The organism is Thalassovita mediterranea, from assembly GCA_019448215.1.
Classification (GTDB): domain Bacteria; phylum Pseudomonadota; class Alphaproteobacteria; order Caulobacterales; family Hyphomonadaceae; genus Henriciella.
The window spans coordinates 479,474-505,587 of the sequence record CP080408.1 but is presented as its reverse complement, the minus strand read 5'-3'; the positions used below and the strand labels follow the sequence as shown (position 1 = coordinate 505,587).

General features: G+C 61.5%; 26 protein-coding genes. 9 read left to right on the top strand and 17 right to left on the bottom strand.

All coding sequences use genetic code 11. The features are described from left to right. Window positions 1-79: 79 nt before the first annotated feature. Together KUV46_02445 and KUV46_02440 are read right to left on the bottom strand one after the other, a co-directional pair. Window positions 80-529, bottom strand: coding sequence for a YaiI/YqxD family protein (locus KUV46_02445; GenBank protein ID QYJ02336.1), 450 nt, complete (start codon window positions 527-529; stop codon window positions 80-82). A gap of 5 nt (window positions 530-534) precedes the next feature. Next, window positions 535-2,628: an amidohydrolase family protein gene (locus KUV46_02440; GenBank protein QYJ01263.1), complete on the bottom strand. Its 2,094-nt coding sequence runs from the start codon at window positions 2,626-2,628 to the stop codon at window positions 535-537. A 142-nt stretch (window positions 2,629-2,770) separates the two neighbouring features. Between KUV46_02440 and KUV46_02435 the strand changes: the two genes are divergently transcribed. The 5 genes from KUV46_02435 (at window position 2,771) to KUV46_02415 (ending at window position 6,312) form a co-directional block, all read left to right on the top strand. Continuing rightward, the gene (locus KUV46_02435) at window positions 2,771-3,688 is read left to right on the top strand and encodes a serine protease (protein QYJ01262.1); all 918 of its coding nucleotides are present in this window, start codon (window positions 2,771-2,773) and stop codon (window positions 3,686-3,688) included. Between the two features lie 64 nt (window positions 3,689-3,752). Beyond that, entirely contained in the window at window positions 3,753-5,054 is a 1,302-nt protein-coding gene (locus KUV46_02430) for a sorbosone dehydrogenase family protein (protein ID QYJ01261.1), read from the top strand. A gap of 164 nt (window positions 5,055-5,218) precedes the next feature. Next, window positions 5,219-5,638: a DUF2178 domain-containing protein gene (locus tag KUV46_02425; GenBank protein QYJ01260.1), complete on the top strand. Its 420-nt coding sequence runs from the start codon at window positions 5,219-5,221 to the stop codon at window positions 5,636-5,638. 28 nt (window positions 5,639-5,666) lie between these two features. Further along, complete coding sequence (locus KUV46_02420) at window positions 5,667-6,089, top strand: hypothetical protein (protein QYJ01259.1); 423 nt, start codon at window positions 5,667-5,669, stop codon at window positions 6,087-6,089. Window positions 6,090-6,093: 4 nt separating this feature from the next. After that, window positions 6,094-6,312, top strand: a complete 219-nt coding sequence (locus KUV46_02415; GenBank protein QYJ01258.1) for a helix-turn-helix transcriptional regulator — start codon at window positions 6,094-6,096, stop codon at window positions 6,310-6,312. Here KUV46_02415 and KUV46_02410 read toward each other — a convergent pair. Then, window positions 6,309-7,520 carry a permease gene (locus KUV46_02410; protein QYJ01257.1) on the bottom strand — a complete coding sequence of 404 codons (1,212 nt, stop codon included), beginning with the start codon at window positions 7,518-7,520 and terminating at the stop codon, window positions 6,309-6,311. The two genes, KUV46_02415 and KUV46_02410, sit on opposite strands and share 4 nt — an antisense overlap. A gap of 293 nt (window positions 7,521-7,813) precedes the next feature. Between KUV46_02410 and KUV46_02405 the strand changes: the two genes are divergently transcribed. Further along, window positions 7,814-8,524, top strand: coding sequence for a hypothetical protein (locus KUV46_02405; GenBank protein ID QYJ01256.1), 711 nt, complete (start codon window positions 7,814-7,816; stop codon window positions 8,522-8,524). 18 nt (window positions 8,525-8,542) lie between these two features. On the opposite strand, the gene ttcA is transcribed toward KUV46_02405, so the two are convergent. From ttcA to rnhB, 6 genes are all read right to left on the bottom strand, one after another. Continuing rightward, window positions 8,543-9,421 carry a tRNA 2-thiocytidine(32) synthetase TtcA gene (ttcA, locus tag KUV46_02400; GenBank protein QYJ01255.1) on the bottom strand — a complete coding sequence of 293 codons (879 nt, stop codon included), beginning with the start codon at window positions 9,419-9,421 and terminating at the stop codon, window positions 8,543-8,545. Window positions 9,422-9,588: 167 nt separating this feature from the next. Next, window positions 9,589-9,939 carry an endonuclease domain-containing protein gene (locus KUV46_02395; protein QYJ01254.1) on the bottom strand — a complete coding sequence of 117 codons (351 nt, stop codon included), beginning with the start codon at window positions 9,937-9,939 and terminating at the stop codon, window positions 9,589-9,591. A 74-nt stretch (window positions 9,940-10,013) separates the two neighbouring features. Beyond that, complete coding sequence (locus KUV46_02390; protein QYJ01253.1) at window positions 10,014-10,976, bottom strand: hypothetical protein; 963 nt, start codon at window positions 10,974-10,976, stop codon at window positions 10,014-10,016. A 91-nt stretch (window positions 10,977-11,067) separates the two neighbouring features. Next, window positions 11,068-12,852, bottom strand: a complete 1,785-nt coding sequence (locus KUV46_02385) for an alpha/beta hydrolase (GenBank protein QYJ01252.1) — start codon at window positions 12,850-12,852, stop codon at window positions 11,068-11,070. 353 nt (window positions 12,853-13,205) lie between these two features. Further along, window positions 13,206-14,837 (bottom strand): acyl-CoA synthetase, encoded by a 1,632-nt coding sequence (locus tag KUV46_02380; protein ID QYJ01251.1) that lies wholly within the window; start codon window positions 14,835-14,837, stop codon window positions 13,206-13,208. 97 nt (window positions 14,838-14,934) lie between these two features. Then, on the bottom strand, window positions 14,935-15,555 hold the full coding sequence (gene rnhB / locus KUV46_02375) for a ribonuclease HII (GenBank protein ID QYJ01250.1): 621 nt from the start codon (window positions 15,553-15,555) through the stop codon (window positions 14,935-14,937). On the opposite strand from rnhB, the gene KUV46_02370 reads away from it, so the two are divergent. Continuing rightward, a complete protein-coding gene (locus KUV46_02370) occupies window positions 15,554-16,525 on the top strand; it encodes a quinone oxidoreductase (GenBank protein ID QYJ01249.1) in 972 nt (323 codons plus the stop codon). The two genes, rnhB and KUV46_02370, sit on opposite strands and share 2 nt — an antisense overlap. 6 nt (window positions 16,526-16,531) lie before the next feature. On the opposite strand, the gene KUV46_02365 is transcribed toward KUV46_02370, so the two are convergent. The 6 genes from KUV46_02365 to KUV46_02340 form a co-directional block, all read right to left on the bottom strand. Next, window positions 16,532-16,978 (bottom strand): cupin domain-containing protein, encoded by a 447-nt coding sequence (locus KUV46_02365; protein QYJ01248.1) that lies wholly within the window; start codon window positions 16,976-16,978, stop codon window positions 16,532-16,534. Window positions 16,979-17,052: 74 nt separating this feature from the next. Beyond that, the gene (locus KUV46_02360; GenBank protein ID QYJ01247.1) at window positions 17,053-17,262 is read right to left on the bottom strand and encodes a dodecin family protein; all 210 of its coding nucleotides are present in this window, start codon (window positions 17,260-17,262) and stop codon (window positions 17,053-17,055) included. Window positions 17,263-17,342: 80 nt separating this feature from the next. Continuing rightward, on the bottom strand, window positions 17,343-18,203 hold the full coding sequence (locus tag KUV46_02355) for an SDR family oxidoreductase (GenBank protein QYJ01246.1): 861 nt from the start codon (window positions 18,201-18,203) through the stop codon (window positions 17,343-17,345). A gap of 10 nt (window positions 18,204-18,213) precedes the next feature. Beyond that, on the bottom strand, window positions 18,214-19,101 hold the full coding sequence (locus KUV46_02350; protein QYJ01245.1) for a M23 family metallopeptidase: 888 nt from the start codon (window positions 19,099-19,101) through the stop codon (window positions 18,214-18,216). After that, window positions 19,098-19,316: a DUF2093 domain-containing protein gene (locus KUV46_02345; protein ID QYJ01244.1), complete on the bottom strand. Its 219-nt coding sequence runs from the start codon at window positions 19,314-19,316 to the stop codon at window positions 19,098-19,100. Before KUV46_02345 ends, KUV46_02350 begins: the two co-directional genes overlap by 4 nt. Window positions 19,317-19,385: 69 nt before the next feature. Then, window positions 19,386-20,120, bottom strand: coding sequence for a hypothetical protein (locus KUV46_02340; GenBank protein QYJ01243.1), 735 nt, complete (start codon window positions 20,118-20,120; stop codon window positions 19,386-19,388). A 254-nt stretch (window positions 20,121-20,374) separates the two neighbouring features. Here KUV46_02340 and recA point away from each other — a divergent pair, with 254 nt between their 5' ends. Together recA and alaS are read left to right on the top strand one after the other, a co-directional pair. Further along, window positions 20,375-21,481 carry a recombinase RecA gene (recA, locus tag KUV46_02335; GenBank protein QYJ01242.1) on the top strand — a complete coding sequence of 369 codons (1,107 nt, stop codon included), beginning with the start codon at window positions 20,375-20,377 and terminating at the stop codon, window positions 21,479-21,481. Window positions 21,482-21,643: 162 nt separating this feature from the next. Next, complete coding sequence (alaS, locus tag KUV46_02330; GenBank protein QYJ01241.1) at window positions 21,644-24,295, top strand: alanine--tRNA ligase; 2,652 nt, start codon at window positions 21,644-21,646, stop codon at window positions 24,293-24,295. A gap of 125 nt (window positions 24,296-24,420) precedes the next feature. Here the strand turns inward: alaS and KUV46_02325 are convergent, their stop codons facing one another. Then, a complete protein-coding gene (locus KUV46_02325) occupies window positions 24,421-25,080 on the bottom strand; it encodes a glutathione S-transferase (protein ID QYJ01240.1) in 660 nt (219 codons plus the stop codon). Further along, a complete protein-coding gene (locus tag KUV46_02320; GenBank protein QYJ01239.1) occupies window positions 25,077-26,027 on the bottom strand; it encodes a rhodanese-related sulfurtransferase in 951 nt (316 codons plus the stop codon). Before KUV46_02320 ends, KUV46_02325 begins: the two co-directional genes overlap by 4 nt. Window positions 26,028-26,114: the final 87 nt, after the last annotated feature.

Genomic DNA, 26,114 nt, shown 5'->3' with positions numbered 1-26,114 from the left:
GTCGAAGGACGAGGGCGCGCCGGATGTTCTGGAATCATCTCAACGATCCGCGTCACGCCCGACCGCGCCAGCAGCCGCCTCAGCGTCCCCGCTTCAGCTTCTGGATTTCCACTTCCAGTGCCGACAGGAAGTTGGACCGGTCAGCGGGCTTGAAAGCCGCTGGCCCGCTCGTCTGCTCGCCCATACCGCGCAGGTCCTCCATGATCGCCCGCGTTGCGACGGCCTGACCGATGGAGTTCGTGGTGAACGCCTTGCCCTTTGGTGAGAGCACGCGCGCGCCAACCTTGATGCAGCGTTCTGCCAAGAGGATGTCTGACGTGATCACAATTGTATGCGGCCCAGCCCGCTCGGCGATCCAGTCATCGGCGATGTCGGGGCCTTCGGGCACCGTCACCCGCGTAAACAGCCTGTGCTGTGGCACGCGCATGAAACTGTTGGCCACGACATTCACCGTCAGCTCATGGCGCAGCGCGACCTTGTACACCTCGTCCTTTACCGGGCAGGCATCCGCATCGACGTGGATGACAATGTCGGTCACTCGGCCTCAGTGCCTGCCGGTGCCACCACTTCAGGCGCCTCCACGAATGGCTCGATGCCGAAGGCCGGATAGATCTCGCTTGGGAAATAGGCCGTGCCATCCTTCATGACGAGTTGCACGGTCTTGATCGCCGCGAGGTCATCCAGCGGATTGCCCGGCACCAGGAAGAAGTCAGCTTTCTTGCCCGCCTCGATGGAGCCGATTTCGTCGCCCATGCCGAGATAATCGGCCGCTTCCTGCGTGGAGCGTGTCAGGATCTCGCCCGGCGTGAAGCCGACATCCTGATAAAGCTCCATCTCGCGGTGCTGATTGAACGCGCCGCCCATATCGGTGCCGAACCAGATCGTAATCCCGGCCTCGCGCATTCTCGACAGCGTCTCGACGATCTGGTCGAAAGCGCCTGCATAGGCGGCGTCATCTTCCGGCGTCTTGATGTTCGACCAGGCCTGCTTTGCGCCGCGCTGCACGCCGACCGGCATATGGTCGATATAGTCAGCCACACCGGCACGTGTCTCGCCATTGCGTGAGAGGAGCAGCGCCTCATGGATGGCCAGTGTCGGGTCGATGGAGACGTCATTCTCCACCATCAGGTCAATCGTTTCCTGAACCTGCGGGCTATCAAGATCGACATCCGGCAGGCGCGAGAGTGCTGTCAGGCGCAGCAGCGTGCGCGTGTCTTCTTCAGCTTCAAGCACCCAGCCCAGCATCACCTGGTTGATATGGGTCAGCTCATCATACCCTGCCTCGATCATCGCATTCGCGCGCGAGAAGGCCGGAACGTGGCCCGCCACCTTCAGCCCGCACTCATGCGCGATATCGACCATTTCGGGCACCCATTCGCCCTTCATGGAGTTGTAGATCTTGATCATGAAGAAGTGCCCGGCTTCACACGACGTGCGGACCGCGTCATTGGCTTCTTCCTGATTGGTGACGATGATGCCGTTATTGGAATTATAGGGGCTCTTGCCCTCGATGAAGCTGGAGCGGACGATGCGTGGCCCGGCCAGCGTGCCGTTCTCGATCTTGTCGATCAGCTCACCCAGCACCTCATTGTCATTGCCCATGTCGCGCACAAAGGTGACGCCAGCCAGCACGTTCAGAAGGGCTGAGTTCTGGCCCATATGGCCGTGCATGTCGGAAAGGCCCGCGATCAGCGTGCCGCCATTGCCGTCGATGACATACTCGCCGTCGCCGGTTGCGTCCGCCGCCTCGATGGCGGTGATCCGGTCATCCTCGACGAGGACAGATGACGGCTCGCTCAGCGCCATGCTGGCCGGGTCATAGATGCGCACATTGGTGATGCGGACGGGTGCGTCGAAGTTCTTCGCATATTCGGCCTGCAGCTCTTCAAACCGCTCGGTCGAGTATTGCACCGCACGCTCGCGCAGCATCTCGTCATTTCCCTCAAAGCCTTCCTTGATGATCAGGAATTCCGGCGAGATGATGCCAAGATAGTCTTCGCCCGACGCGTCCATCAGGAAATAGGTCGGGTCGAGCTCTGGCCCGATCAGGCCATAGACCATCGCGTCGACCGTCCCTTCGCCAGCGTCCAGTTGCACCCGGTCCAGCTCTTCAAGGCTGAGAGAGCCTGCAGGCAGTGCCGGCATGGAGCGGTCATCATCGGCCAGCAGCGCGCCAGCATAGACGGCCAGCGCATAGGGCGTGCCCGACTGGGCGATATACATGGACGGCTCGATGACGTTCGCTTCACCGCTACCGGTCGAGTCGGTCCAGCTCGCCGCGCCATCTTCCAGGCTGAAGCTCTCCTCGACCGCATTGCCGAAGGTCGTATTGCCGGTCACCGTCCAGGCGACAGGCATGCCGTCCTCGTCCAGCGTGATCTCTTCGGCCATGGTCGGCCCGCGGCCATTATTGCGATACTCGTAATCGACCGTGATCTCATTGCCCACCCGGTCGACGACCATGTCGCCAATCTTCGTGCCGCTGGTCATGATCGTGTAAACGGTCTGGCTCGTTTCCGCGGTCTCGCTCGCGCTCTCTGCAGGCGCGTTTGCGGCCTCATCGCCGGAAGGATTTGAACAGGCGCCCAGCGCCAGAAGGCCCATCGCGGCCAGCCACTTATAAGTCATTGTCGAAAACTCCCTCAGCCCGATTACGGATTTTGTGCATCAAAGCAGACCCGCGCGCTGAAAGCGAGAGGCAGGGCTTCCCTCACCCCCGGCAAGCTGCTTTCTATGCGATAATGAACGGGCAGGCAGGAAGGGGACCTCTATGCACCGCAAACACGCTCTAGAGCTGGTCGGGCTATCGCTGCTGCTGGGGGCAGCAGGCTGCGTCGCGGGCGGTGAGGAAGCCGACATTGCTGACTGGTCCGGCATGGTCTCGGTCCAGTACATGGAAAGGCGCAGCGCCATGCATCAGTGCGGCGGCACGCTGATCGCCGAACGCTGGGTGCTGACCGCCGCCCATTGCGTCGAATATGCCGCCTCAGGCTCCAACGGCCGCATGACGCAATACGCCCCGGCTGATGACGGCACGATGGAAGAGCGCGGGCCGCTGCGCGTGGCTATCGGGCGCGAACATCTTGGTGAGGGTGAGGACACGGCCACCTATGCCGTGACAGACATCCACATCCACCCAGACTACACAGCCGGGCGCTTCATCGAAGGCGCCGACATCGCCCTGCTTGAGATCGAGGCGGGCTATACCGGCCCCGTCATGTCGCTCAACGTGTTCGAAGACACTGTGGCTGAGCCTGTCCCCGGCGACTGGGTCATGGTGGCTGGCTATGGCAACACGTCTGCAGATGATGATTATTCCGGCGCGCTCAACGCACGCGGGCGCGGCGTCTTCGCCCCCAGTCTCGCTCTGATGCAGGCAGAGCTTGAAGTTATCGACAATGAGACCTGCCGGGCAGAGCTTGGCGGCAATATCACAGGCGATGCCTCGCTTCCCGAATGGCCAGAAGACGCCGTGCTCTGTGCGGGTGCACCGGGGCGCGACGCCTGTTCAGGCGATAGCGGCGGGCCCATCACGCTCACCTCCTACGATGGTTGGCCGGTCCAGGTCGGCCTTGTCAGCTGGGGGATCGGATGCGCAGAGGAAAACCTGCCCGGCGTCTATACCGCCCTCGGCCCGTACCGCGACTGGATTGCCGAAACGATAGGGGCGTCAGGCATGGCCAGCTGATCGGCGGCGCCAGTTCGCCTCACCGGGTAATCGCTCCATCTTCTCCTCTCGAAGGAGACCCATGATGATGCGTTCTATTTCCATGTTTGCTCTGCTGGCTGGTGCCCTCTCTGCGTGTGGCACCACCGCCGATGCCCCCGTCTCGATTGGCTATGGCCCGTCGCCAGAGCTGCCAGCGCCGTCCAACAATTTCCTCCCGGTCGTGAATGTTCAGGAAGCGACAGGTTGGCCCGAAGGTGCCATGCCTGTGGCCGCAGACGGGCTCAGCGTGCAGGCCTTCGCCACCGGCCTCGATCACCCGCGCTGGCTGCATGTCCTTCCCAATGGCGACGTGCTTGTCGCCGAAACCAACGCGCCGCCCCGTCCGGAAGATGGCGATGGCATCCGCGGCTTCTTCATGAAGCAGGCAATGGAAAAGGCGGGCGCGGCCGTGCCAAGCGCCAACCGTATCTCGCTCCTGCGCGATCGTAATGGTGACGGCGTCGCGGATGAAAAGCACGCCTTCCTCACCGGTCTCAATTCCCCTTTCGGCATGCAGCTCGTCGGCGACACGCTCTACGTCGCCAATACCGATGCCATCGTCGCCTTTCCGTATGAGGAAGGCGCGACCAGCATCACCGCGCCGGGTGAAACGCTGACCAGCCTGCCTGCCGGGCCGATCAACCATCACTGGACCAAGAATATCCTCGCCTCGGAGGATGGCACGAAACTCTACGCTACGGTTGGCTCAAACTCGAACATCGCGGAAAATGGCATGGAGGCCGAAGAGGGCCGCGCAGCCATCTGGGAAGTCGATATCGCGACCGGCGAGAAGCGCCTCTTCGCCACGGGGCTTCGCAACCCCAACGGCCTCGCCTGGGCCAGCGATGGCAGCCTCTGGACTGCCGTCAATGAACGCGATGAGCTCGGCAACAATCTCGTGCCTGACTATGTGACCTCGGTCCAGGATGGCGCCTTCTATGGCTGGCCATGGAGCTATTACGGCCAGACGGTCGACACCCGCGTAAAGCCCGCCAACCCTGCCATGGTCGCGGCCGCGATCCCGCCAGACTATGCCCTCGGCAGCCACACCGCTTCGCTCGGTATTGAATTCGCTGACGGCGCGAACCTCGGTGAAACCTTCTCCGAGGGCCTCTTTGTTGGCCAGCACGGCTCCTGGAACCGCAAGCCCGCCGTTGGCTACAAGGTCGTCTTCGTTCCTTTCGATGGCGCAGAGCCATCCGGCATGCCAGTCGACGTGCTCACCGGCTTTCTCAACGGCAACAAGGCCCGCGGCCGCCCCGTAGACGTCGCCCTCGCCAATGACGGCGCACTTCTCGTCACCGACGATGTGGGCAATGTGGTCTGGCGGGTAGCCGCCGACTAGGCGACCGCCCCGACCAAAAGACATCACAGCCAACCGCCACCTCATCCTGAGCCTGTCGAAGGATGAAGCGGACATTATCCCATGCTTGTAAAAAAAAATTGACAGGTCAAAAATATTTGACTACCTGTCGTGTCAGATATTTTTGACACGGAAGGAAGGCTGTCATGTCTTTCAGGGAAAAGTTCAACTGGATTATTGTCGTCGCCACGGCACTGACGCTTGCCGCGCTCGGCTACTGGTATGTCCGCCAGATGGGGGCAGGCTCACCGGCCGATACTGCTGGGCCGGTCATCATCGCCTACATCGCCTGGTTCATCCTCATGACCATCGGCGCCATCGTCATCGCTGCGCGTGACCCGAAAGACGCCGAAGCGCCAAGCGATGAGCGTGACCGCATCATCAACATGAAGGCGGCCCTGCCGACCATGCACCTCTACGGTTTCGCGCTGACCGGCCTCATCCTGCTGATCTTCGTCTTCGATTTGAGCAAATGGGACGCGCTTTACGCCATTGTCGCCATTCAGCTTGCGGCGACCCTGCTCGAGGCAGGCGCCAAGATCCGCTTCTACCAGATGGCCGTTTGAGCCAACCCAGCCACCAAGGACTTCAACCATGTCTTTTCACGAAAAATCCGCCTGGGTCATGGGGCTCATCATGATCGCCGGCATGGCCTTCTACTTCAGGACGGTCGCCGCCATGTCCGAAGGGATGGAGCAGCTCGCGCCGCCCGTCCTGCCGCTGGTCATCATCTACATCGTGGTGATCGTCGTTCTGTCGATCATCGGCCACATCCTGATCGCCTTCAGCAAACCCTCAGAGGCTGACGATACGATGGATGAGCGTGACAAGCTCGTCGCGGCACGGGCCGGCAATATCGCGGGCGTCGTGCTCGGCGTTGGCCTGATCAGCGCGCTCGGCATCTATCTCTTCACCTATGACGGCAACCAGCTTTTCCACGCTGCCTTCGGGGTGCTGATGATCTCGCAGATCGCAGAATACGCCGCCCGCATCGTCTATTACCGCGCCGGGGTCTGAGCCGATGGCCAAACGTCCCCCCATCACAAACCGGGTGAAGGAGCTGCGCGAAGCCCACGGGGCGATGTCACAGGCCGCCCTCGGCGAAGCGATCGGCGTCACCCGCCAGACCATCATTGCGATAGAGCAGGGGCGCTACTCCCCCTCGCTCGAAAGCGCCTTCCGGATCTCCCGGGTCTTCGGGGTCGGGCTGGAAGACGTGTTCGGCTGGGCGGGCGACTAACCTGCCAGCATCGGCGCGATGACCAGCCCGCCTGCGAGCCAGAGATAGGCAATCACGGCGAGTACGAAGAGGATCTTCTCCGTCACGCCTTCACCGACCGGGTTGCCAAAGCCCGCGGTCACGCCTTTCCACCAGAGGAAAACCCCGGATAGCGCCAGGAAGGCGAGGTTCAGGAACAGCGTGTAGTCGACCTTGAAGAACTCCCGGTCCGTCACCGCCTGCACGCCCGATGGGTCCGGCAACAGGCCGAATGCACTCAGCGCATAGTGCAGCACCAGCGCGGTGCCGACCAGCGCGGCGAGGAATACGCTCGCGATATAGAGCGCCATAGGCCAGCCATAGAACTTTGCCTGTATGCGCAGCACCGGCAGGACCACAAGGTCTGAAAAGATAAAGGCCATGATGCCCGCAAAGGCGACGCCATTGGAGAACAGCACGGCCGCGAGCGGGATATTCCCCATGGAGCCAATGAAGGTGAAAAAGGCCGCCAGCGGCCCCACAATCGTCTGCGCCAGCACCTGCCAGAAGGCTGGGTCGTCGGTGCCCGACCCAATGAAAAGCGTTTCAAAGAAAGCACGCGGCACAAAGGCGGCGATGATGCCAGCCACGGTAAACCCGACCGTCACATCCTTCCACACCATGCCCCATTCCATGACATAGCGGTGCGAAACCTTGCGCCAGCCCTCGCGGCTCTTGATCAGCCGCTTCCAATTAGGCACGTCGCTCTCTTCGTCTGATCCTTCCGCCTCACGCGCCTTCTCGCGCGCCTTGTCGATCAGGCCAAACCCGCCGGTCAGTCGCACGATCATCCAGGTAAAGAGGATCAGCAGGATGCCGCCGACATATTCGCCGACCACGAACTGCCAGCCGAGGAAGACGGCAATGATGATCCCAAGCTCGATGACGAGATTGGTCGAGGCGAGGAGAAAAGCCAGCGACGCGACAAATCCGGCCCCCTTGGCAAAGAGAGAGCGTGTCGTCGCCAGCGCCGCAAACGAGCAGGAGCTTGAAATAAAGCCGAAAAACGTGCCGAGCGCGATGGGCTTTGCGCCTTCGCCGCCCATGGTCTGTTTCATCCGCTCGCGCGTTACGAAGACCTGGATCATCGATGAAATCAGATAGCCGAGCCCGAACGCCCACAGCGCCATCCAGAAGAGGCCAGCCGTCGTGACGGCGGCCTCATGCCAGGTCGAAATGAAAGAGTCCAAACCACTTGCCCCATATGTTGCGTTGTGAACGCAATGCGAGTGGCGCTGTCAGGTTCCGCAACCTGTGGAGTTCAGAACGGCACGTTCGGGTCGTCTTCGCCGGTGCCGCCCAGCGCGAGCCCCGCAAAGTCGAAGACGCGCTTCCCGCATCTAGCGCGTCTTCGGTGCCGGATTTGAGGATATCTCCGCCTGTATAGTGAACTCGACCAGCCGGAGGTCGGATGACGCCTCAGATCGCTCTTGCTTGCAGACTGATACAGGGCCAGTCTGCACCTTCAGATAGAAGGTGCAGCATGAAACTTGTCATCCTCTCGGCGCTGGCTGGCCTGGCCCTCACTATTCCGGAAGCTCGCGCGCAAGATATCCGCCAGCAGACCGTTACAGTTACCGCGTCGCAGATTGATGTTGATGACTTGCGGTCAGCTCCAGCGATCTACAGCGTGATACCGGCTGATTTTGTGCTTGTTGAAGTAAACTTCCAAAGTGGCTCCCGTGATGCCGAAGAACGCGAACAGGAGCTAAAAACCTCATACGACCGCCTGATTGCCAAGGCTGCCGCCACGAGCGGGTTCGAATTGAGCGGCGGCGACATCGGCGAAACCTCGGCACCAATCGAGTCGGTGAAGTTCACCGATGTCTTCTCCCTTTACGGCAATAGGGCCAGCTTTACGCTGACGCTCAGTGTCGATGTCGCGGCGGACGAGACTTTTGACGATGTCATGGCGCGCGCCAATGATTTTCTAGACAGTGTTAGGCCAGAGGGCCGCGCCGAAGCTTATCTGGGAAGCGAGCAATTTATTGGGGCTCGTAATATGGGAACGCGGCGAGACGCGCTGCTCGCCGACATCATCGCCTCGGTCGAACAGCTTCAGAGTCAGATGGGCGCAGGCAAGGTCACGGTATCGGGGCTGGAGTCGCGTGTGATCACCCAGCCATCGGGGCCTTTGGAACTAGAGATATTCATTCCGTACGAAATGAGCGCTGAATGGTCCGCGGCCAATTAAGGTCGGAATGATGATGACTTAGAAAGGCACGTTCGGGTCGTCTTCGCCGGTGCCGCCCAAAGCGAGGCCCGCAAAGTCAAAGACGCGCGGGTCGTGTAGGTGGCTCGGCCGCACGGTCGCCAGCGCATGCGCCATGACCTGCCGCACGCCCGGCTTCTTGCGCTCCCACTCATCCAGCATCGCCTTCATCGCCTGACGCTGCAGTCCGTCCTGCGACCCACAGAGGTTGCAAGGGATGATCGGAAATTCCATCGCCTCGGCAAACTTCGCAAGGTCGTCCTCAGCGCAAGTGATCAGCGGGCGCAGCACGAAAAGATCGCCCGCATCATTGAGCAGCTTTGGCGGCATCGCTGCCATCCGGCCCCCATGGATGAGGTTCATCATGAAGGTCTCAAGCGCATCGTCGCGGTGATGGCCGAGCACGATCGCCTCGCAGCCTTCCTCGCGCGCAATGCGGTAGAGAATGCCCCGGCGAAGGCGCGAACACATCGAACAGAAAGTCCGGTTCTCCGGCACTTTTTCGGTCACGATGGAATAGGTGTCTTCGGTCTCGATCCGGTATTTGACGCCGACCTTGTCCAGCCATTCTGGCAGGACGTGTTTTGGGAAACCGGGCTGACCCTGATCAAGATTACAGGCAATCAGCTCCACCGGAAGCGCGCCTTGCCATTTCAAATCGATCAGTGCGGCCAGCAGGCCATAGCTGTCCTTGCCGCCTGACAGGCAGACCAGCCATTTCGGCGGCTCCCCCGTGCGGGCGCGGTCGACCATGCCATACTGGTCAACCGCCTGCAGCGCGCTACGCACAATCCGCTTGCGCAATTTCTTGAAGGACACGCTTTTCGGCACATCAGCAAAAAGCGGCGGGACCATCCCCGTCATCACATCGTCAGCCATGTAGGCGTCTATGCCACAGACCCACCACTACGTCATCCAATGGCGTCAGGCCCCCTCCGCCCTGCCGGGCACCTCCCCCGCAGGCGGGGGAGGAAGAAGATACGAGACGTCGCGATAAGTCATCCTCCCCCGTGGACGGGGGAGGTGCCGGCAGGCGGAGGGGGCGACTACCTCTCAATCAAGGCAAGCCTGATCGCCTCCAGCACACCATCCAAATTCCCATAGACCTCGACATTGCTCGCCCGCACGATCTTCCAGCCTTCTGCTTCCAGTAGTTCTGTCCGTTTCCGGTCATATGCCCATTCGGCCTCCGTCGAATGCGTCGCGCCATCGACCTCTACAATCACTTTGCGTTCAACACAGGCGAAGTCAGCGACAAACGGCCCAACCGGATGCTGGCGCCTGAACCGGCAGTCGGCGATCTGGCGCCTGCGCAACCTGGTCCATAGTTTCGCTTCCGCTGAGGTCGGGGCTTTGCGCATCGAACGGGCTAGTTTCGTCTTCGCGCCGTCACGCATGTTCAGCTCCCCCTCCGCCCCTCATCCTGAGCCTGTCGAAGGACGGCAGGGCGGAGGGGGCGAAACTGCGTTCTCTACTCCTCCACCCACCGGCAATCGCCATAAAGCTCGATGCAGCGTCTGTAGGCTGAGTTCATTGTATCCCAGCGCTGGAAGATTTCTTCCGCTGAAGGGCCCTGATTGGCCCGGCTGAGGCGATAGCGTTTCTCTTCTGCGGCGGCGGCTGACTGGCGCTGGCGTTGAATCTGCCGGGAGAGGGTGAGTATGCGCTTCGGGTAATCGGCAACGCATTGCGGATTGCCGTTCGCGACCCTGGTTTTCCATTTCGACAGCCAGTCGCGCTCGCTCGCGCTGGCGCTGCGTTCATAGGACATGCCCGACGATGAGTATGAATAGCCCGGATTGTCGATGAAGGACTGGATCGTCCCGGCAACCTGCCAGCACTCTTCAACTGGTCGTGGGGCCTGCGTCGCCGCATAGGCGTCGGCTGCCACCTCAGCATCGGATTTGAGGCGGCCTGGCTCCAGTACGCAACTGCCCAGGTTTGCCGCCAGAAACTCGACAGTCTCAGGGCCGTAGGCCGGGTCGAAGGATGTTTTCATCGCGGCCCGTGCCCAGTTTCGCTCTTGCGAAAAGGTCTGCGACCTGCGGAACAGGTTGGAGTTCGGGGGCAGGCCACAATCCATCGCCGGGGTGCCGCCTTCAGCCGCGACGCAATTGGCCAGAACCCGGACCACGCCGTGAACATTTGGCGCGCCCGCAACTTCCAGAAGCCGCTCAACGCCGAGATTGTTGACGACATAGAGTGCGTAGGCGGTCCTCACTGTTTCTGCCGTGACGCTGCCATTACCCGGATCGAGCTGAGGGGCCAGCTTCTCCGCGCTCATCGATCCAAGCACGTGAAGACGCAGCGTGTGGATATCAAGCGTCCTGTCGAGGGCAGGGTGACAGACCGAAGCGCTCGGTGCCTGCGCGAGCATCGGTGTCGGCAGCGCCGAGATCACCAAAGCGACCAGAAACAGCTTCAGCTTCTTCATATCATGTCCCCTCTACCAGCCTTGTTGGTAACGCTGGTCGGGAGGTGGTCAACCTTGAATGTCGCTGGGCCGTCGGTTGTCAGACCCGCCCCTATTCATACACCACGGTCACCACGACACGCCGGTTCTGAAGCTCGTCAACGCCGTCTTCAGTCTCAACGGCAAGGTCATCTTCGCCATGTGCTGTCACGGTGATGATCGACGGGTCGACATCGAGCAGGACAAGAAGCTCACGCACCTCAGCGGCCCAGAGTTCTGTCATCGCGCGGCTGTCATCCTCTGCCAGCAGCGTGTCGGTATAGGTGTCAACGCGCACCTCGACCGGTTCACCGCGGGCCAAGGCCAGCATCAGCTCACCTGAGAAATCGGCGGGACGAAAGCTCGCGCGGTCCTCGACCAGATAGGTGATGGTCTCGTCTTCGGGCGCGCCCGGTTCAACGCTGCGGGCGCTTGGCTCAGGCATGCTATCTGTATCCATCGACCCCGGCGGAGGTGGCGGCGGCGGAGGTGGCGGTGGTGGAGGCGAGACAGGCGATGGCGGCGGCGGCGGCGCCATTGGCGCCGGCTCATCCATCTCCGGCGCCTGTGACACATCCGTCAGCGGGAAGGCATCGCGGTAGAGCGAGCATTCCTCATAACCGGGCTCGATATCCGGGCGTACCCGGAAATATTCGAGCCCATCCGGCGTGCCTGCATAGCGAAGCCGCTCCAGCGCGCGCGCTTCGGGGTTGGCTTCCGCCATGGCGCACAGCATGTCGCCAAGGATGAAGGGATTGTCGGAATAATAGTTGTGGCCAAGGCCGAACAGCTCGGTCGCAACGCCCGTCGCATCGACCGTCTGATAGAACTCATTCTCGCGAATATAGGGCCGGTTGGTGTCGGTATCGCCAAGGCGCATCTTCTGGTTCACGATGTTTGAGACCTGCAGCGCCTTGTCCGCGTCAGAGGTGTAGATCGTGATGTTGGCGCGCATATTGTCGATGATGCCGGCCGTCGCGTCGAAGATCTCGCGGTCCACATCGGCGGCGACCAGGATGATCCGGAATTCGATACCGCTCTCGCCATGCGTTTCGAGATAATCGGCGGCGAAATCCTCCAGCGCCTGCGTCAGCACCCGGTTGCCCATCGAATGGGCGACAATATTGATCCGGTCGACATCGGCATTGGCGGTCAGCAGCTCGAGGAATTGCTCAAGATAGGCCGCCGACGCCAGAGAGCGGTCACGGTCGCCCTGATAATCGTCAAGCGAGACATTGCCCGCAGATGGCCAGCTGAACAGCACCGGCACACCGACATCAAAGACATCGCGGCGCGACAGGTCGGTCGAGAGCTGGGCCGACCGGATCAGCGCATCCTCAAACGGCGTGTTGAAGCCATGCACGAAGAGGAGAAGCGAGTAGGAATCGCGGTCGATCAGCGCGTCATCGAGCTGGGTCAGAAAGCGTTCCTGCCCGGCCGCCGTGATGCGGGTAATGAGCGCGAATTTGGCAAGCTCGCTTGGCTCTTCAGGGGCTTCGCCTTTCAGGAAAGGCGTCTCGCCGCGCTCGCGTGAACCGCCTTCCTCGATCAGCTTCGGTAGCCAGATATCAGCCCGGCCAAGGGCCAAGGTTTCGCTATCCTCTGCGACGACGTCCTTCGTATCAACTTCGTCATCCTTGCCCGGCGCTGCGCCATCGGTCACGACCGTTCGATTGGTGCCGAAAAAGACGCGGACGCAGTCGACGGCGTTCTCTGTCGCCTCGTCGACGAGGTCGACGCAGTCATTGCCGAAATCGGGATGATGCATGGTCGTCTTTGGCTGCGTCACAAACCAGCCGGCAGCGGCTGCCAGACCTGCCAAAGCGAAAAATAAGCCCCAGATCAGCACGCGCTTCATGATCGTCCCCTCAAACTCCACTCATCGAAGCTATCACCACAGAGAAACGGCGATTTCAAGACGAGGGTTGGGCGCTCCCCTGCCAACTCGCCTGACTGCCGCAATCGAGGTCGCTACTCTGCCACAAGAAGACATGCGGTCTGAAGGTGGCGCTGCGGTTGCAGGCATAGACGGGCCGAAGCTCGGGAAGCGGGCGAATCGTCCGCGACCGGTCTCACCGCGCGGCTCGGATGGGTAGATCGCTGCACCGGCAAAAACACCGCCAGTACACCGTCAGTGCACCATGAAAACAGCCGACTATCCGACCGGATGAAAACGCCTCACCCGGTCGGATAATTCATTCGTGCGAAACCTCAGGCAGACACGCCGAGGCTGTCCATCGCGAACGACTTGATCGACTTGTAGTCCGCTTTGCCATTTGGCGCGCGGCCAAGGCTGTCCTTGAACAGGATACGCTTTGGCGCCTTGTAGCGGGCGAGCTGTGTCTGGACGAAGGCGCGCAGCGTGTCTTCATCGACAGAGGCGCCGTCATTGAGCTCGACGACCGCCGTCACCGCTTGGCCCCACTTCTCATCGGCAAGGCCGACGACCAGCGCATCGCGCACAGCGTCATGATTCTTCAGGGCTTCTTCGACCTCTTCGGGGTAGATCTTCTCACCCGCCGAATTGATACAGTTGGAGCCGCGTCCAAGAAGCGTGATCGTGCCGTCCTCCTCGACCGTGCACCAGTCACCTGGCACGGCATAGCGAACGCCATCGACCTCCCAATAGGTCTTCTTGGTCTTCTCAGGGTCCTTGTAATAGCCGAGCGGAACGGCGCCGCCGCGGGCGATAAAGCCGGGCTCGCCAGAGCCGGGTTTCACCTCGCGCCGGTCTTCGGTGAAGACCTTGCAATTGTCGCCAAGCTCGAAGCGGGCAGTCTTCTGCGTGCCTTCGATCGTGGTCACCGACATGCCGAAACCGACAGCTTCAGACGCGCCGAAGCTGTCCATCAGGGCAACTTGCGGCATGTGCTCGATCAGGCCACGCTTGACCTCCATCGACCACATCACACCAGAGCTCGTGATGGTCGCGACCGAAGAAAGGTTATATTTTCCAGGGTTCTCGTTGAGGACGCGGAGCATCGGCTTCGCAAAGGCATCACCCACAATCGCCATCGCTGTGACGCCCCGCCGGTCGACCGTGGACCAGAGCTCTTCCGGGTCGAACGTCTTGGTGTTCTCAAGCGTCACGATACACCCACCGGCGATGATGGAGCCCATCGCGGTGAACAGGCCGGTGCCGTGCATGAGAGGGCAGGCAGGTAGCTGGCGCGAATGTTTGCCGGCCTCATGCGTCCAGGCAATGTGCTCGGCCATCGTCTCGGGCGCCGAGCCATAGATCTTGATCATCGACTCGCGAGAGCTCTCGCGCCAGATCTTGTGGCTCCACATCACGCCCTTCGGCATGCCGGTCGTACCTCCGGTATAGAGGAAGATAAGATCATCGTCGGAGCGCTCGATATCGAGCGGCTTGCCATCGCCCTTGGCAGCAAGCGTTTCATAATCGACCGCGAAGTCCGGCGTGTCGGAGCCATCGCCGCCAATCTCGACCCAGACCTTCACCTTCGGCAGGCGGTCACGCACGCGCTCGACATGCTCGCGGAACTCGCGGTCGAAAAAGACGACGGCGGAGTCCGAATTGTCGAAAATATAGGTCAGCTCATCGTCGAGATAGCGATAATTGACGTTCACATGGGTGAAGCGGCCTTTGAAGCAGGCGACCAGCGCTTCCATGTATTCAGGCTGATTGCGGAGATAGAAGCCGGCCTTGTCGCCGCTTTCGACGCCCATCGCGCGCAGCTCCCGCGCAAGATTGTTCGAGCGCTTCGTCATTTCCGGCCAGCTTATGACCCGCTCGCCGTGAATGAGGGCAGGGTGTTCCTCACCAAGCTCTGCGCCAACGGCGTCGAGCATATCGCCGAGATTATAGATGCTATCGCCCATAGTGTGACGTTCCTCCGATGAACTTTTCTGTTTGGGCCCATACTAGGCGCAAATCAGGCCGTTCACGAGGGGTAACGTGGCGTCGGGGGAGGGCTGTTCAGGCCGCTTTCAGCGCGCGAGCGACGGGCGCGAAGCTCTTGCGATGGCAGCCGCAGGGGCCGAGTGCCTCAAGCGCTTCGGCGTGGGCGGCCGTGCCATAGCCTTTATGCTTGCTGAAGCCATAGCCCGGATACCGGTGGCAAAGCTCGGCCATCGCCCGGTCGCGGGCGACCTTGGCAAGGATCGAAGCGGCTGAGATTGCAGGTTCGGTGAGGTCACCCTTCACGATGGCGCGGGCCGGGCAGGGCAGCTCTTTCGGCATACAATTGCCATCAATGATGAGCTCGCGAGGGACGAGCCCCATAATGGCGATCGCCCGCGTCATGGCGAGGAAGGTCGCTTCGCGGATGTTGAGCTGGTCGACCTCTGCCGGGCTTGCCCAGCCAATGCCGAACGCGACTGCCTTGACCTTGATCTCGGGGTAAAGCGCCTCGCGCGCGGCCTCTGTCATTTTCTTGGAATCTGTCAGCCCCTCAATGGGCTGTCTCGGGTCCAGAATGACTGCGCCAGCCGTCACCGGCCCGGCCCATGGTCCGCGTCCGGCCTCGTCAACGCCGCAGATCATCGCTATGTCCCTCATCAAGAGAACAAGACCACGATTCCGGGAGGATTTCTTCATGAGCGGCGCATATTGCATTCAGATGAGCGAACTTGGCGGTCCGGACGTGTTGAAAAAGACACAAATGGAGCCGCGAGAGCCAGGGCCCGGCGAGGTTCTGGTGCGCCAGTCGGCGGCGGGTCTCAACTTCATCGACACCTATTTCCGCACCGGCCTCTATCCGGCCAAGCTGCCTTTCACACCCGGACAGGAAGGTGCTGGCGTCGTGGAGACAGTCGGTGAAGGCGTCGAGACGCTGAAGGTCGGCGACCGCGTCACCTACCTCGGCCAGGGCACCTATGCGACGCATTTTACCGGCCCTGCCTCGCGCATGCTGAAACTGCCGGACGGCATCAGCGAGGACGAGGGCGCAGCTGTAGTTCTGAAAGGCCTGACCGCCTGGATGCTGCTCTTTGAAGTCTACCGCCCACAGCCCGGTGAGACGGCGCTCGTCTGGGCCCCTGTCGGCGGGGTTGGATCGCTGCTGGTGCCTTGGGCGACCTCGATGGGCGTGCGCGTGATCGCGGTAACGTCAAGCGATGAAAAGGCCGAGCTTGCGAAGAAGTCAGGCGCTGCAGAGGTCATCATGTCGAGCGACGATGTGGCGAGCCGCGTGCGTGCGCTCACCGACGGCAAGGGCGTCGATGTCGCCTATGACAGCGTCGGCAAGGACTCTGCCAAGGCGTCGCTGGACAGCCTGAAAAGCCGGGGCTGGTTCGTCACCTATGGCAATGCCTCAGGCGCGGTCGAGCCGCTGGCCCCGGGCGAGCTGAACCGCCGCGGGTCGCTTGTGATGACCCGGCCCGGCCTCTTCCACTTCGTTGCCGACGAAGCGGGCCTCAAGCGCGGCGCAGCCGCCCTGTTCGGTGCCATGCGCGCTGGCACGCTCAAGGCGCAGATCGGCCAGACCTTCGCGCTCGAAGATGCTGCCGAGGCACACCGCGCCATCGAGAGCGGCAAGACGATCGGCTCGACGTTGCTGAAGCCCTGACAGGCCTTAGTTTTCTTCCGGAGGCGGCGTCTCGCCGTCTTCCAGAAGGATACGCTCTGGCATCCCGTCGCGGTGGACGCGGAAGACGATGGCGCGCGCGCCGTCCGGGCCGCCGCGCGGCGAATGGGCGGCTCGCGGCGGGATGACGTAGGAATCGCCAGCCACCAGCTCGATATCGTCTTGGCCGTCCTGAACGTGCACGGCTGAACCGGAAATCACGTACAGAAACTCCTCGCCGGGATGATAATGGCGGGGAACGGTGGCGTTAGGCGGGATCACGACATCGGAAATCAGCACTTCCAGCCCGTCAGCAGATGCGATGGGTGAGCGTAGCTTTTCGTTGGAGCCGGGCGGCGGGGTGGCCGCGTGATGTTCGGAATGTTGCGGCCCGTCATGGGCATGTGCATGGCCTGAAAGCGCAAGCAGAATGGCTGTCGCCAGTATTCTTTTCATGAAAAACCTCCCTCAAGGTTGCTCGCAGGATGAACCTGCGCCCTGAGGGAGGCAATCAAATTCGGTCGGGAGACCTAGTCTTCGTATTTGAAGCCGATCTCGATACAGACCTGATAGTAAGCGACCTGGCCGTTCTCGATATAGCCGCGGGTCTCGGTCACGTGGAACCAGTCCATGTTGCGGATCGTCTTGCTCGCGCTTTTCAGCGCGCCATTGATCGCTTCCTCAATGCTGGTTTTGGACGTGCCGACGACTTTGGTCATTGCGAACGTGTCAGTGGACATGGGTTTTCCTTTCTGGATCTGTGACCCAAGCAACTAGCCCAGCCGCCTCGTGTTCCGACTCGCGGACAAAATTTTCGCGCTTATTGCGGCGGTGGGTCTTCGGACTCGATCTGTGCCTTCAGCTCCGTGACCTTGTAGTTTGCGTCGTCAGAGCCGGGCGGTGCCTGTCGATGGAAGGCATCCTCGATTTCGTCCCAGCGCTCCTTCGCGCCTTCGCGGGCGACCGCGTGGGTCATGATCAGCCACTCGCCCATCATGGCCCCTTCAACCGCGGCGCCAGCGGCCTTGTGGGCAGGCATGCCTCTGGCCATCAGCTTCTCACCTGTCCGAAGCGCTTCATTGTCTTCCTCCAGTCCGGCCTTTTCGCGGCTGGCATAGAAGCCTGTATTCACGAGGCCCGGGCAGAAAACGCTGATACCGACGGCTTCGGGCATCTCGCGGCGCATGACGTCGGCGAGACCAAGAATGGCGTGCTTGGTGCCGGTATAGAGCCCCGCGCCATCGTGCTGGAAACCGAGGCTGTGCTCTGATCCGGTAAAGCAGATGCGGCCTTGTTCGCCGCGCTCGATCCAGCGATTGGCGAAGGCCTTCGCGGTCATCCAGCTGCCTTTGACATTGGTGCCGTACTGAAAGTCGAACTCCTGCGGCGTTGCCTCCAGAAGCGGGGCATCGAACTGCAGACCGGCATTCGCAAAGACGAGATCAACGCGTCCCAGTTTCTCGAATGCCTCGTCGGCCATCGCTTCGACATTGGATTCGCGCGAGACATCGGTTTCAAATGTGAAGGCCGCCTCGCCAAGGTCACTGGCAGCGAGCGCGAGGGCATCCCTGTCCATGTCTGCGATAAGGACCTTGCCGCCGCGCTCAACAATATGCCGCGCCATCTCCAGTCCCATACCGGAGGCACCGCCTGTCACGACGGCATTTTTCGACTGTGCCATGTGGATTCTCCTACTGCGGCTCCAGCGCCAGAAGAAGCGCCGGGTCAATGTAGAAATCCTCATCCCGGTTTAGGGTTGCCTGATTTCTCCATTTTACTGCCCAGTGGAGGTGGGGGCCGGTGGTGCGGCCGGTATTGCCGGAAAGCCCGATCTGCTCGCCAGCTTCGACTTCGTCGCCAGCGCTCACGTCGACTTTCGACATGTGCATGAAGACAGAGACGAGGCCTTGTCCATGATCGAGGAAGACCGCGCCGCCTTCGTAGTAGAGGTCCGGGTCGCCGAGGATTACCGTGCCCGGTGCCGGCGCGATGATGGGCGTGCCAATCGGCGTTGCAATGTCATAGCCCTGATGGACGGATACCTTCTCGCAGGTTTCACCGTCCGCGCCGGTGCCGGTATATTTGCGCTCTGGCCCGAAGGGCGAGGAGGCGCGTCCTTCTGCAGGCCGCTTGAAGCCGAGACTGGCGCCGGGGCCATCATTGAAGGTTTCGAAGGCGTCTCTCTTCTTCAGCCAGCTTTCCTCGACTTCGGCGAGCTGCTCCGGCGTGCGGGCATCGACCTTGTCGCAATCCAGCCCGCGAAGAAGACGGAAATCATCGCTGCGCGGCGCGATATCGACCGAGATCGGCGCGCCGCCTGCTGGCGTCAGGATCAGCGGGCTCGCTTCGGTGCGGGTCAGGCCCACCGTCACAACGCCGTCTGCATTTGTGCGAACTTCGCGGGCGCCGCTGCCATCCTCGCCAGCGACGCGGACAGACGTGTCGGACGGGCCGGTACAGACAAGAAGGCCGCCCTGCTTGGCCGCGCCAGAGCAGGAGAGAGGTGACGTTTCAGCTAGTGCGGGCAGGGCGAAAAGCCCAGCCGAGGCGATCAATCCAAGACAGGCCGCCCGCTTCATGCAGTGCCTTTGCCTTCAACCATCCGCGAGGCCGCAGCTGCCGCATCGACGTAGGCTTCCTGATGATCGACGCTCCAGTAGCGCAGGGCCGCAATCGGGATTTTCCGGCCAGTTACCGCGCAGGTCACGTAATCTCCCGGCTCAACGACTTCGATATCACCATCGAGATAATGAAGCCTGGCTTCGCCGCCTGATTGTCCGTTTCGTGTCAGCATGGGCGATATAATGGGACGAAGGCGGGGGCTTGGAAAGGGCGCCTTGTCAGCTTTTGACGCGTCCCCCGCTTACTGCGCGCCTGCGTCTTCCGGCGTCGGCTCTTCTGGCGGCGGCGGAGCATCTGGATTGGGGGTGCGCAGGATAAGCGACAGCGTGCGGATATAATCGTCAGGCCACTGGCCGAGCTTGTTTCGCTGCTGCGCGCGCACGACCATTTCGACGTTCACATTCGGGTGGCTGAACACCTGGTCAGAGATGAGCGCGCCATTACGCTCGCCCGGCGTGTCGACCAGCTCTGCCTGCCATTCGGCGACGGCGGGGCAGGCGGCGATCCGGTCCTTCAACTCGTCGCGGCGCTGGCGCATGGAGTCGAGGCTCGCCTCATCCGACTGGTCGATCTGCAGCGTGCAGGTCACCTGATTATAGGGCGAGGCGACGCTGAAAGGCGCTGCGCCTGGTATGACGACGGCGCAGTCGCTTGCGCCCAGCTCACTGAGGGCGTCGCCCGCGGGAAAGCTGCCAATGGCAGAGCCTGAAGCGGTCGACGGGCTAAGCGCGGCAAAGCGTGAGGCGCTCGCGCCTTCGCGGATATAGGGGCCGATCTCATAGCAGAGCGGGTCGCCGGGCGGCGGGGCAGGCTCTGCCTGAACGCTTGGCTGCGGCGTGGTCTGCCGTGTATTAGAAGGGCGACTGTCCGGTCTTGCTGGCTGTGGCTCATAGCCGGGCGGGGCAGATGGCACGGTTGGCTCGAAGGGCAGTGTCGTCGGCGGCGCGCCCTCATCCTGCTGCGCACTCGCTGTCATGGGCAGTCCAAGCGCGGGGAGCGCTGCGAGGCTGAGGAGAAGCCCGCGACGAGGATGTCGAATCGATATCATATGCGTGGCAATGCCGCTCTGCTTGATCAGGTCCAGACACTAGGCGGGATGCACCGCCTTCGGCAAGCGTCTGGATGAGCTTCGAAGTTTTTGTTTTGTTCTCGTGAACAAGTGTGGTACAGACTGCGCTCTGACAGGAACGCCGGCCTTGCAAAGCCGGGCCATATATGAGGAGACTGAACATGGCCAAACGCGGCAATCTGCAACTCGTGGACAAGGAATCCGGCGTGGACAAGCAAAAGGCACTCGAGACAGCTCTCTCCAATATTGAGCGCTCTTTCGGCAAGGGCTCGGTCATGCGGCTCGGCGATCAGAAGTCGCTCGACATCGAAGCGGTGTCGACCGGTTCGCTCGGCCTCGATATCGCTCTCGGTATTGGCGGCCTGCCAAAGGGCCGCATCATTGAAATCTATGGCCCTGAAAGCTCTGGTAAGACGACGCTCTCGCTGCATGCGATCGCAGAAGCCCAGAAGGATGGCGGCGTCTGCGCCTTCGTGGACGCAGAGCACGCGCTGGACCCGACCTATGCCGCCAAGCTCGGCGTTGATCTTGATGACCTGCTCGTCTCCCAGCCGGATACCGGTGAGCAGGCGCTCGAGATTGCAGATACGCTGGTGCGCTCTGGCGCGGTTGACCTTCTGGTCATCGACTCTGTGGCCGCGCTGACCCCGCGCGCTGAAATCGAAGGCGAGATGGGCGATTCGCTGCCGGGCCTTCAGGCACGCCTGATGAGCCAGGCACTACGCAAGCTGACCGCCTCGATCTCCAAGTCGAAATGTATGGTCATCTTCATCAACCAGATCCGCATGAAGATCGGTGTGATGTTCGGTAGCCCGGAGACGACCAGCGGCGGTAACGCCCTGAAATTCTACGCTTCTGTCCGCCTCGACATCCGCCGCATCGGTGCGATCAAGGACCGTGAGGAAACCATCGGCAACCAGACCCGCGTCAAGGTGGTGAAGAACAAGGTGGCCCCGCCCTTCCGGCAGGTGGAGTTCGACATTCTCTATGGCGAAGGCATCTCCAAGACGGGTGAACTCATTGACCTTGGCGTCAAATGCGAAGTCGTCGAGAAGGCGGGCTCCTGGTATTCCTACAAGGAAGAACGCATTGGTCAGGGCCGCGAGAAGACCCGCCAGTTTCTCAAGGACAATCCGGATATTGCCGATGAGATCGAGCATGAAATCCGCCGCCAGTCGGGCCTTCTCTCTGATGTGATGCTGTCTGCTGAAGAAGAGGCAGAGCTCGAAGCGAGCAAGGATGACGACGATGAGGCGAAGGCTGGCTGAGGCGGTACCCGGACCGGCGCGCTGCAGTGAACTGAGCCTGCGGCGTGGCTGCTTCTTGGCGGGCCTCGCTCAAGCCTTTATATCAAAAACAGGAAGCGCCCGGCTGACATTCGGCCGGGCGCTTGAATTTGGGCAAGCTGCAAGGACGGGCCAGACGAGAAGATGACGAGCGTCAACGAGCTTCGAGAAACATTCCTCTCCTATTTCGAGCGGCAGGGGCACACCCGCAAGCCGTCCGCGCCGCTGGTGCCGGACAATGATCCGACCCTCCTGTTCGTGAATGCCGGCATGGTGCCGTTCAAGAACATCTTTACCGGCGCCGAGACCCCGTTTGCACCGCGCGCCGCGACCTCTCAGAAGTGCGTGCGCGCTGGCGGCAAGCACAATGACCTCGACAATGTCGGCTATACGGCCCGCCACCACACCTTCTTCGAGATGCTCGGCAACTTCTCGTTTGGCGATTATTTCAAGGACGATGCGATCGCGTTTGCTTGGGAGCTGGTGACAAAGGAATTCGGTCTCTCGAAGGACCGCCTGCTCGTAACTGTCTATTCAGAAGACAAGGAAGCCGCGCAGATCTGGAAGAAGGTCGCAGGGCTTTCTGACGACCGGATCATACCGATTTCGACCTCGGACAATTTCTGGTCGATGGGCGACACGGGGCCTTGCGGTCCATGCTCTGAGATCTTCTTCGACCATGGCGACAAGATCCCGGGCGGCCCTCCAGGTTCACCGGATGAAGATGGCGACCGGTTCATCGAGATCTGGAATCTGGTCTTCATGCAGTATGAGCAGGAAGCCAATGGCACCCGCAAGGACCTGCCAAAGCCTTCCATCGATACCGGCATGGGCCTTGAGCGCATGGCCGCCGTCCTGCAGGGCGTTCATAACAATTACGAGATTGATCTCTTCCAGGCGCTGATTGCGGCCGAAGAAGAGGTCTACAAGGCAAAGGCGACGGGCGACCAGCTCGCTTCCTTCCGTGTCATCGCCGACCACCTTCGCACCTCCGCCTTCCTGATCGCCGATGGCGTGACCCCGTCGAATGAAGGACGGGGGTATGTGCTTCGCCGTATCATGCGCCGCGCCATGCGCCACGGCCATATCCTTGGCGCGCGCGAACCGATGATGCACAAGCTTGTCGGCGCGCTGACTTCTGAAATGGGCGAGGCTTATCCAGAGCTTGGGCGCGCGCAGCCTGCTATCGAAGCAGCGCTCGAGCAGGAAGAGGCCCGTTTCCAGCGCACTCTGGGCCGCGGCCTTGCGCTGCTGGATGAGGCCACTGACGGACTTGGCGAAGGCGCAGAGCTTTCCGGCGAGACCGCATTCCGCCTCTACGACACCTATGGCTTCCCGATTGACCTGACCGCCGACATCCTGCGCGGCCGCGGCATGAGCGTCGATCAGGCAGGCTTCGACACGGCTATGGCTGAACAGAAGAAAGCCGCCCGTGAGGCCTGGTCGGGGTCTGGCGACACCGCGTCTCAAGCGGTCTGGTTCCGCGTGCGCGACAAGATCGGCGCGACCAGCTTCCTCGGCTATGCCGGGACAAGCGACGAGGGCGTCTTGAAAGCCATCGTCGCTGATGGCGAGATGCGCGATGAAGTCGCCCCGGGCGACTGCGAACTCGTCTTCGATCGCACGCCTTTCTACGCCGAAAGCGGCGGCCAGGCTGGTGATCATGGTGAAATTCACTTCGCTTCTGGCGCCCGGTTCATCGTGCGCGATGTCCAGAAGCGCGCAGGTGATCTGCATGTTCATGTCGGTGAACTGACCGGCGGCAGCGTCAAACTTGGTGACAAGGCTGAACTCGTTGCCAATGCGGCGCGCCGCCAGCGCATTCGCGCCAATCACTCTGCTACGCACCTTCTCCATGCCGCGCTTCGCAATGTACTCGGGGCGCATGTCACGCAGAAAGGCTCCCTCGTTGAGGAAGACCGCCTGCGCTTTGACTTCTCACATGGCGGGGCGCTCAGCGCTGCGGAGATCGAGGCGATCGAGGATGAGGTCAACGCCGTCATTCGCCAGAATGACGAGGCCCGCATCCAGACCATGGCGCCAGACAAGGCGATCGAGGCCGGAGCGCTCGCCCTTTTCGGCGAGAAGTATGGCGACGAAGTCCGTGTTCTTTCGATGGGGCAGCCACTCACCGATGAAAAGCGGCCTTATTCGGTTGAGCTTTGCGGCGGCACCCATGTCGCGCGCACGGGCGATATTGCTGCCTTCGTCATCACGTCAGAGGGCGGTGTTTCTGCCGGTGTTCGCCGGATCGAGGCGGCCACGGGCGCTGAAGCGCTCGCCTTCCTGAAGGGCCGTGCGCAGGTGGCGCTCGACCTTTCCGATACGCTGAGGGTGCCGCTGAAAGATGTCAGCCGGAAGGTTGGCAGCCTGATGGAAGAGCGCCGCAATCTGGAGCGCGAGCTGGCTGAAACCAAGCGCAAGCTCGCCATGGGTGGGGGCGGCGGCGCCGCGCCATCTGGTCCGGAAGAGATCGGAGGCTTCAAGCTGATCGCCCGTGTCGCTGATGGTGTTGGCGGCAAGGATCTTCGCGGTCTTGTCGACGAAGCCAAGGGCAAGCTCGGCTCAGGCATTGCTGTCTTTATTGGCGTCAATGAAGGCAAGGCGGCGGTCGCGGTCGGTGTGACAGATGACCTGACCGACAAGGTCTCTGCGGTTGACCTCGTACGCGTTGCTGCAGCCGAGGTCGGCGGCAAGGGCGGCGGCGGGCGCGCAGACATGGCGCAGGCTGGTGGCCCCGATGGCGACAAGGCCGAAGCCGCTCTGGACGCTGTGCGCAAGTCGCTGGCGGGTTAACAGAAATCTGGAAGTATTTTCCGTGTCCCCACCGAAAGGTGGGGTCTATGGCGGCTGGGACGTTCGTGCTCAACCGCCATGGGTCCCAGCTTTCGCTGGGAAGGCGGAAAACCGGGCTGTTTGGTTTAAGGAGCAGATGGAAAGACGGGTTCTTCGTCGCCGGGCTTCCACTGGTCGAATTTTGGCATGATGGATTTGAAGCGCGAACTGGCAAGGTGCGCGGCGAGCCAGGCTTTCAGGGCCGGGTAGGGCGATGCGTCGAACCAGGCCTGGTCTGTATTTGCGAACTGCCGGATGAACGGCATCACGGCCATGTCAGCGAGCGAGACGCGCTGACCGAAAAGCTGCGTGCGCGACGATAGGCGCGCGTCCAGCGTCTCCAGAAAGGCTGAACCAGCCTTGCGGTGGTCTTCAGACACAGCGCCTTCGTCTTCATAGCGATTGGCGTATTTGTAGCGGTCGAGGTGATGCTTGAACGGGCCGTCGCAAGCGGCGATCAGGTCCATCATCTCGGCCCGGCTACCTTCATCAGGGGACAGCCAGCCTTCGGGGTCGTTCTGCCCAAGCGCATGCAACATGACATCGAGGCTTTCGTCGATGACGGTGCCGTCCTGCATCACGAGCACCGGCACGGTCCCTTTCGGGGAGGCGTCCAGCATCTCCTGCGGCTTGTCACGCAGGACTACTTCGCGCAGGCGGCATTCAAGCCTGGCGGACTGAATGGCGAGCCGGGCGCGCATGGCATAGGGGCAGCGGCGGAAAGAATAGAGGACCGGAAGCGTCATGACGCGTCGGTGTTGGCCGGTTTTGCTTTCTTGCGCCCGATATGCGTTTCGCCGCGCTTCTTCGCGAGTTCGACCTGCTTTTGGCGCTCGGCGAAACGGGCGCGTTGCTCATCGGTGACGGTGTCGTGGCAGGTCGGGCAGCAGATGCCTTCCTCATAGCGGGGATCGCGGCGCTCAGCCTCACTGACCGGGCGCTTGCAACCGTGGCAGAGTTCATAATCGCCGATTTCGAGACCGTGACCGACCGAGACGCGCTGGTCGAATACGAAACACTCACCCTGCCATTTACTTTCGGCCTGCGGGACAGTTTCGAGATATTTCAGGATGCCGCCCTTGAGGTGGAATACCTCATCAAGGCCTTCGGACTTCACGAAGCTGGTCGCCTTTTCACAGCGGATGCCGCCGGTGCAGAACATGGCGACTTTCGGCTTGCGGCCTTCGGCTTCCAGCTTTGCGCGGAAGTCGCGGAACCAGTCAGGGAATTCGCGGAAGGTCGCGGTGTTCGGGTCGATCGCGCCTTCGAACGTGCCGATGCCGTACTCATAATCATTGCGCGTATCGATCAGCACCGTGTCAGGGTCGGTGATGAGCGCGTTCCAGTCTTCCGGGTCCACATAAGTGCCGACGAGGTTATTCGGGTCCGTGCCCGGCACGCCCATGGTGACGATTTCCTGCTTGAGGCGCACTTTCAGGCGCCAGAAGGGCATCGTCTCGGCGTGGCTTTCCTTGTGTTCGAGAGTGTCGCAACCGGGAAGCGCGCAAAGAAATGACATGGCCTCATCGAGCGCGTCGCCCTCGGCAGCGATCGTACCGTTCAGGCCTTCAGCCGCAACCAGGACCGTGCCGCGAATACCAAGCGTCTCGAAGCGCGCTGCGATATCGGCGCGAATCGCTTCGGGGTCAGCGAAGGGGACAAATTTATAGAAGGCAGATACGCGAAAGCTCATGACCTGCCCCTTATGCCAGAGCCGGCCATGAGCTTCCAGACAGGCGCGTCAGCAGGCGTGCTGCTGACGCGCTCTGATCATCAAAGA

Coding starts and splice junctions, on each gene's coding strand:
- KUV46_02320 (QYJ01239.1), bottom strand. CDS start 26,027: ATGAGCTTTCGCGTATCTGCCTTCTATAAATTTGTCCCCTTCGCTGAC.
- KUV46_02440 (QYJ01263.1), bottom strand. CDS start 2,628: ATGACTTATAAGTGGCTGGCCGCGATGGGCCTTCTGGCGCTGGGCGCC.
- KUV46_02405 (QYJ01256.1), top strand. CDS start 7,814: ATGAAACTTGTCATCCTCTCGGCGCTGGCTGGCCTGGCCCTCACTATT.
- KUV46_02365 (QYJ01248.1), bottom strand. CDS start 16,978: ATGAAAAGAATACTGGCGACAGCCATTCTGCTTGCGCTTTCAGGCCAT.
- KUV46_02425 (QYJ01260.1), top strand. CDS start 5,219: ATGTCTTTCAGGGAAAAGTTCAACTGGATTATTGTCGTCGCCACGGCA.
- ttcA (QYJ01255.1), bottom strand. CDS start 9,421: ATGGCTGACGATGTGATGACGGGGATGGTCCCGCCGCTTTTTGCTGAT.
- recA (QYJ01242.1), top strand. CDS start 20,375: ATGGCCAAACGCGGCAATCTGCAACTCGTGGACAAGGAATCCGGCGTG.
- KUV46_02435 (QYJ01262.1), top strand. CDS start 2,771: ATGCACCGCAAACACGCTCTAGAGCTGGTCGGGCTATCGCTGCTGCTG.
- KUV46_02380 (QYJ01251.1), bottom strand. CDS start 14,837: ATGGGCGATAGCATCTATAATCTCGGCGATATGCTCGACGCCGTTGGC.
- KUV46_02350 (QYJ01245.1), bottom strand. CDS start 19,101: ATGAAGCGGGCGGCCTGTCTTGGATTGATCGCCTCGGCTGGGCTTTTC.
- KUV46_02355 (QYJ01246.1), bottom strand. CDS start 18,203: ATGGCACAGTCGAAAAATGCCGTCGTGACAGGCGGTGCCTCCGGTATG.
- KUV46_02420 (QYJ01259.1), top strand. CDS start 5,667: ATGTCTTTTCACGAAAAATCCGCCTGGGTCATGGGGCTCATCATGATC.
- KUV46_02430 (QYJ01261.1), top strand. CDS start 3,753: ATGATGCGTTCTATTTCCATGTTTGCTCTGCTGGCTGGTGCCCTCTCT.
- rnhB (QYJ01250.1), bottom strand. CDS start 15,555: ATGAAGAAATCCTCCCGGAATCGTGGTCTTGTTCTCTTGATGAGGGAC.
- KUV46_02415 (QYJ01258.1), top strand. CDS start 6,094: ATGGCCAAACGTCCCCCCATCACAAACCGGGTGAAGGAGCTGCGCGAA.
- KUV46_02390 (QYJ01253.1), bottom strand. CDS start 10,976: ATGAAGAAGCTGAAGCTGTTTCTGGTCGCTTTGGTGATCTCGGCGCTG.
- KUV46_02325 (QYJ01240.1), bottom strand. CDS start 25,080: ATGACGCTTCCGGTCCTCTATTCTTTCCGCCGCTGCCCCTATGCCATG.
- KUV46_02370 (QYJ01249.1), top strand. CDS start 15,554: ATGAGCGGCGCATATTGCATTCAGATGAGCGAACTTGGCGGTCCGGAC.
- alaS (QYJ01241.1), top strand. CDS start 21,644: ATGACGAGCGTCAACGAGCTTCGAGAAACATTCCTCTCCTATTTCGAG.
- KUV46_02340 (QYJ01243.1), bottom strand. CDS start 20,120: ATGACAGCGAGTGCGCAGCAGGATGAGGGCGCGCCGCCGACGACACTG.
- KUV46_02345 (QYJ01244.1), bottom strand. CDS start 19,316: ATGCTGACACGAAACGGACAATCAGGCGGCGAAGCCAGGCTTCATTAT.
- KUV46_02360 (QYJ01247.1), bottom strand. CDS start 17,262: ATGTCCACTGACACGTTCGCAATGACCAAAGTCGTCGGCACGTCCAAA.
- KUV46_02395 (QYJ01254.1), bottom strand. CDS start 9,939: ATGCGTGACGGCGCGAAGACGAAACTAGCCCGTTCGATGCGCAAAGCC.
- KUV46_02385 (QYJ01252.1), bottom strand. CDS start 12,852: ATGAAGCGCGTGCTGATCTGGGGCTTATTTTTCGCTTTGGCAGGTCTG.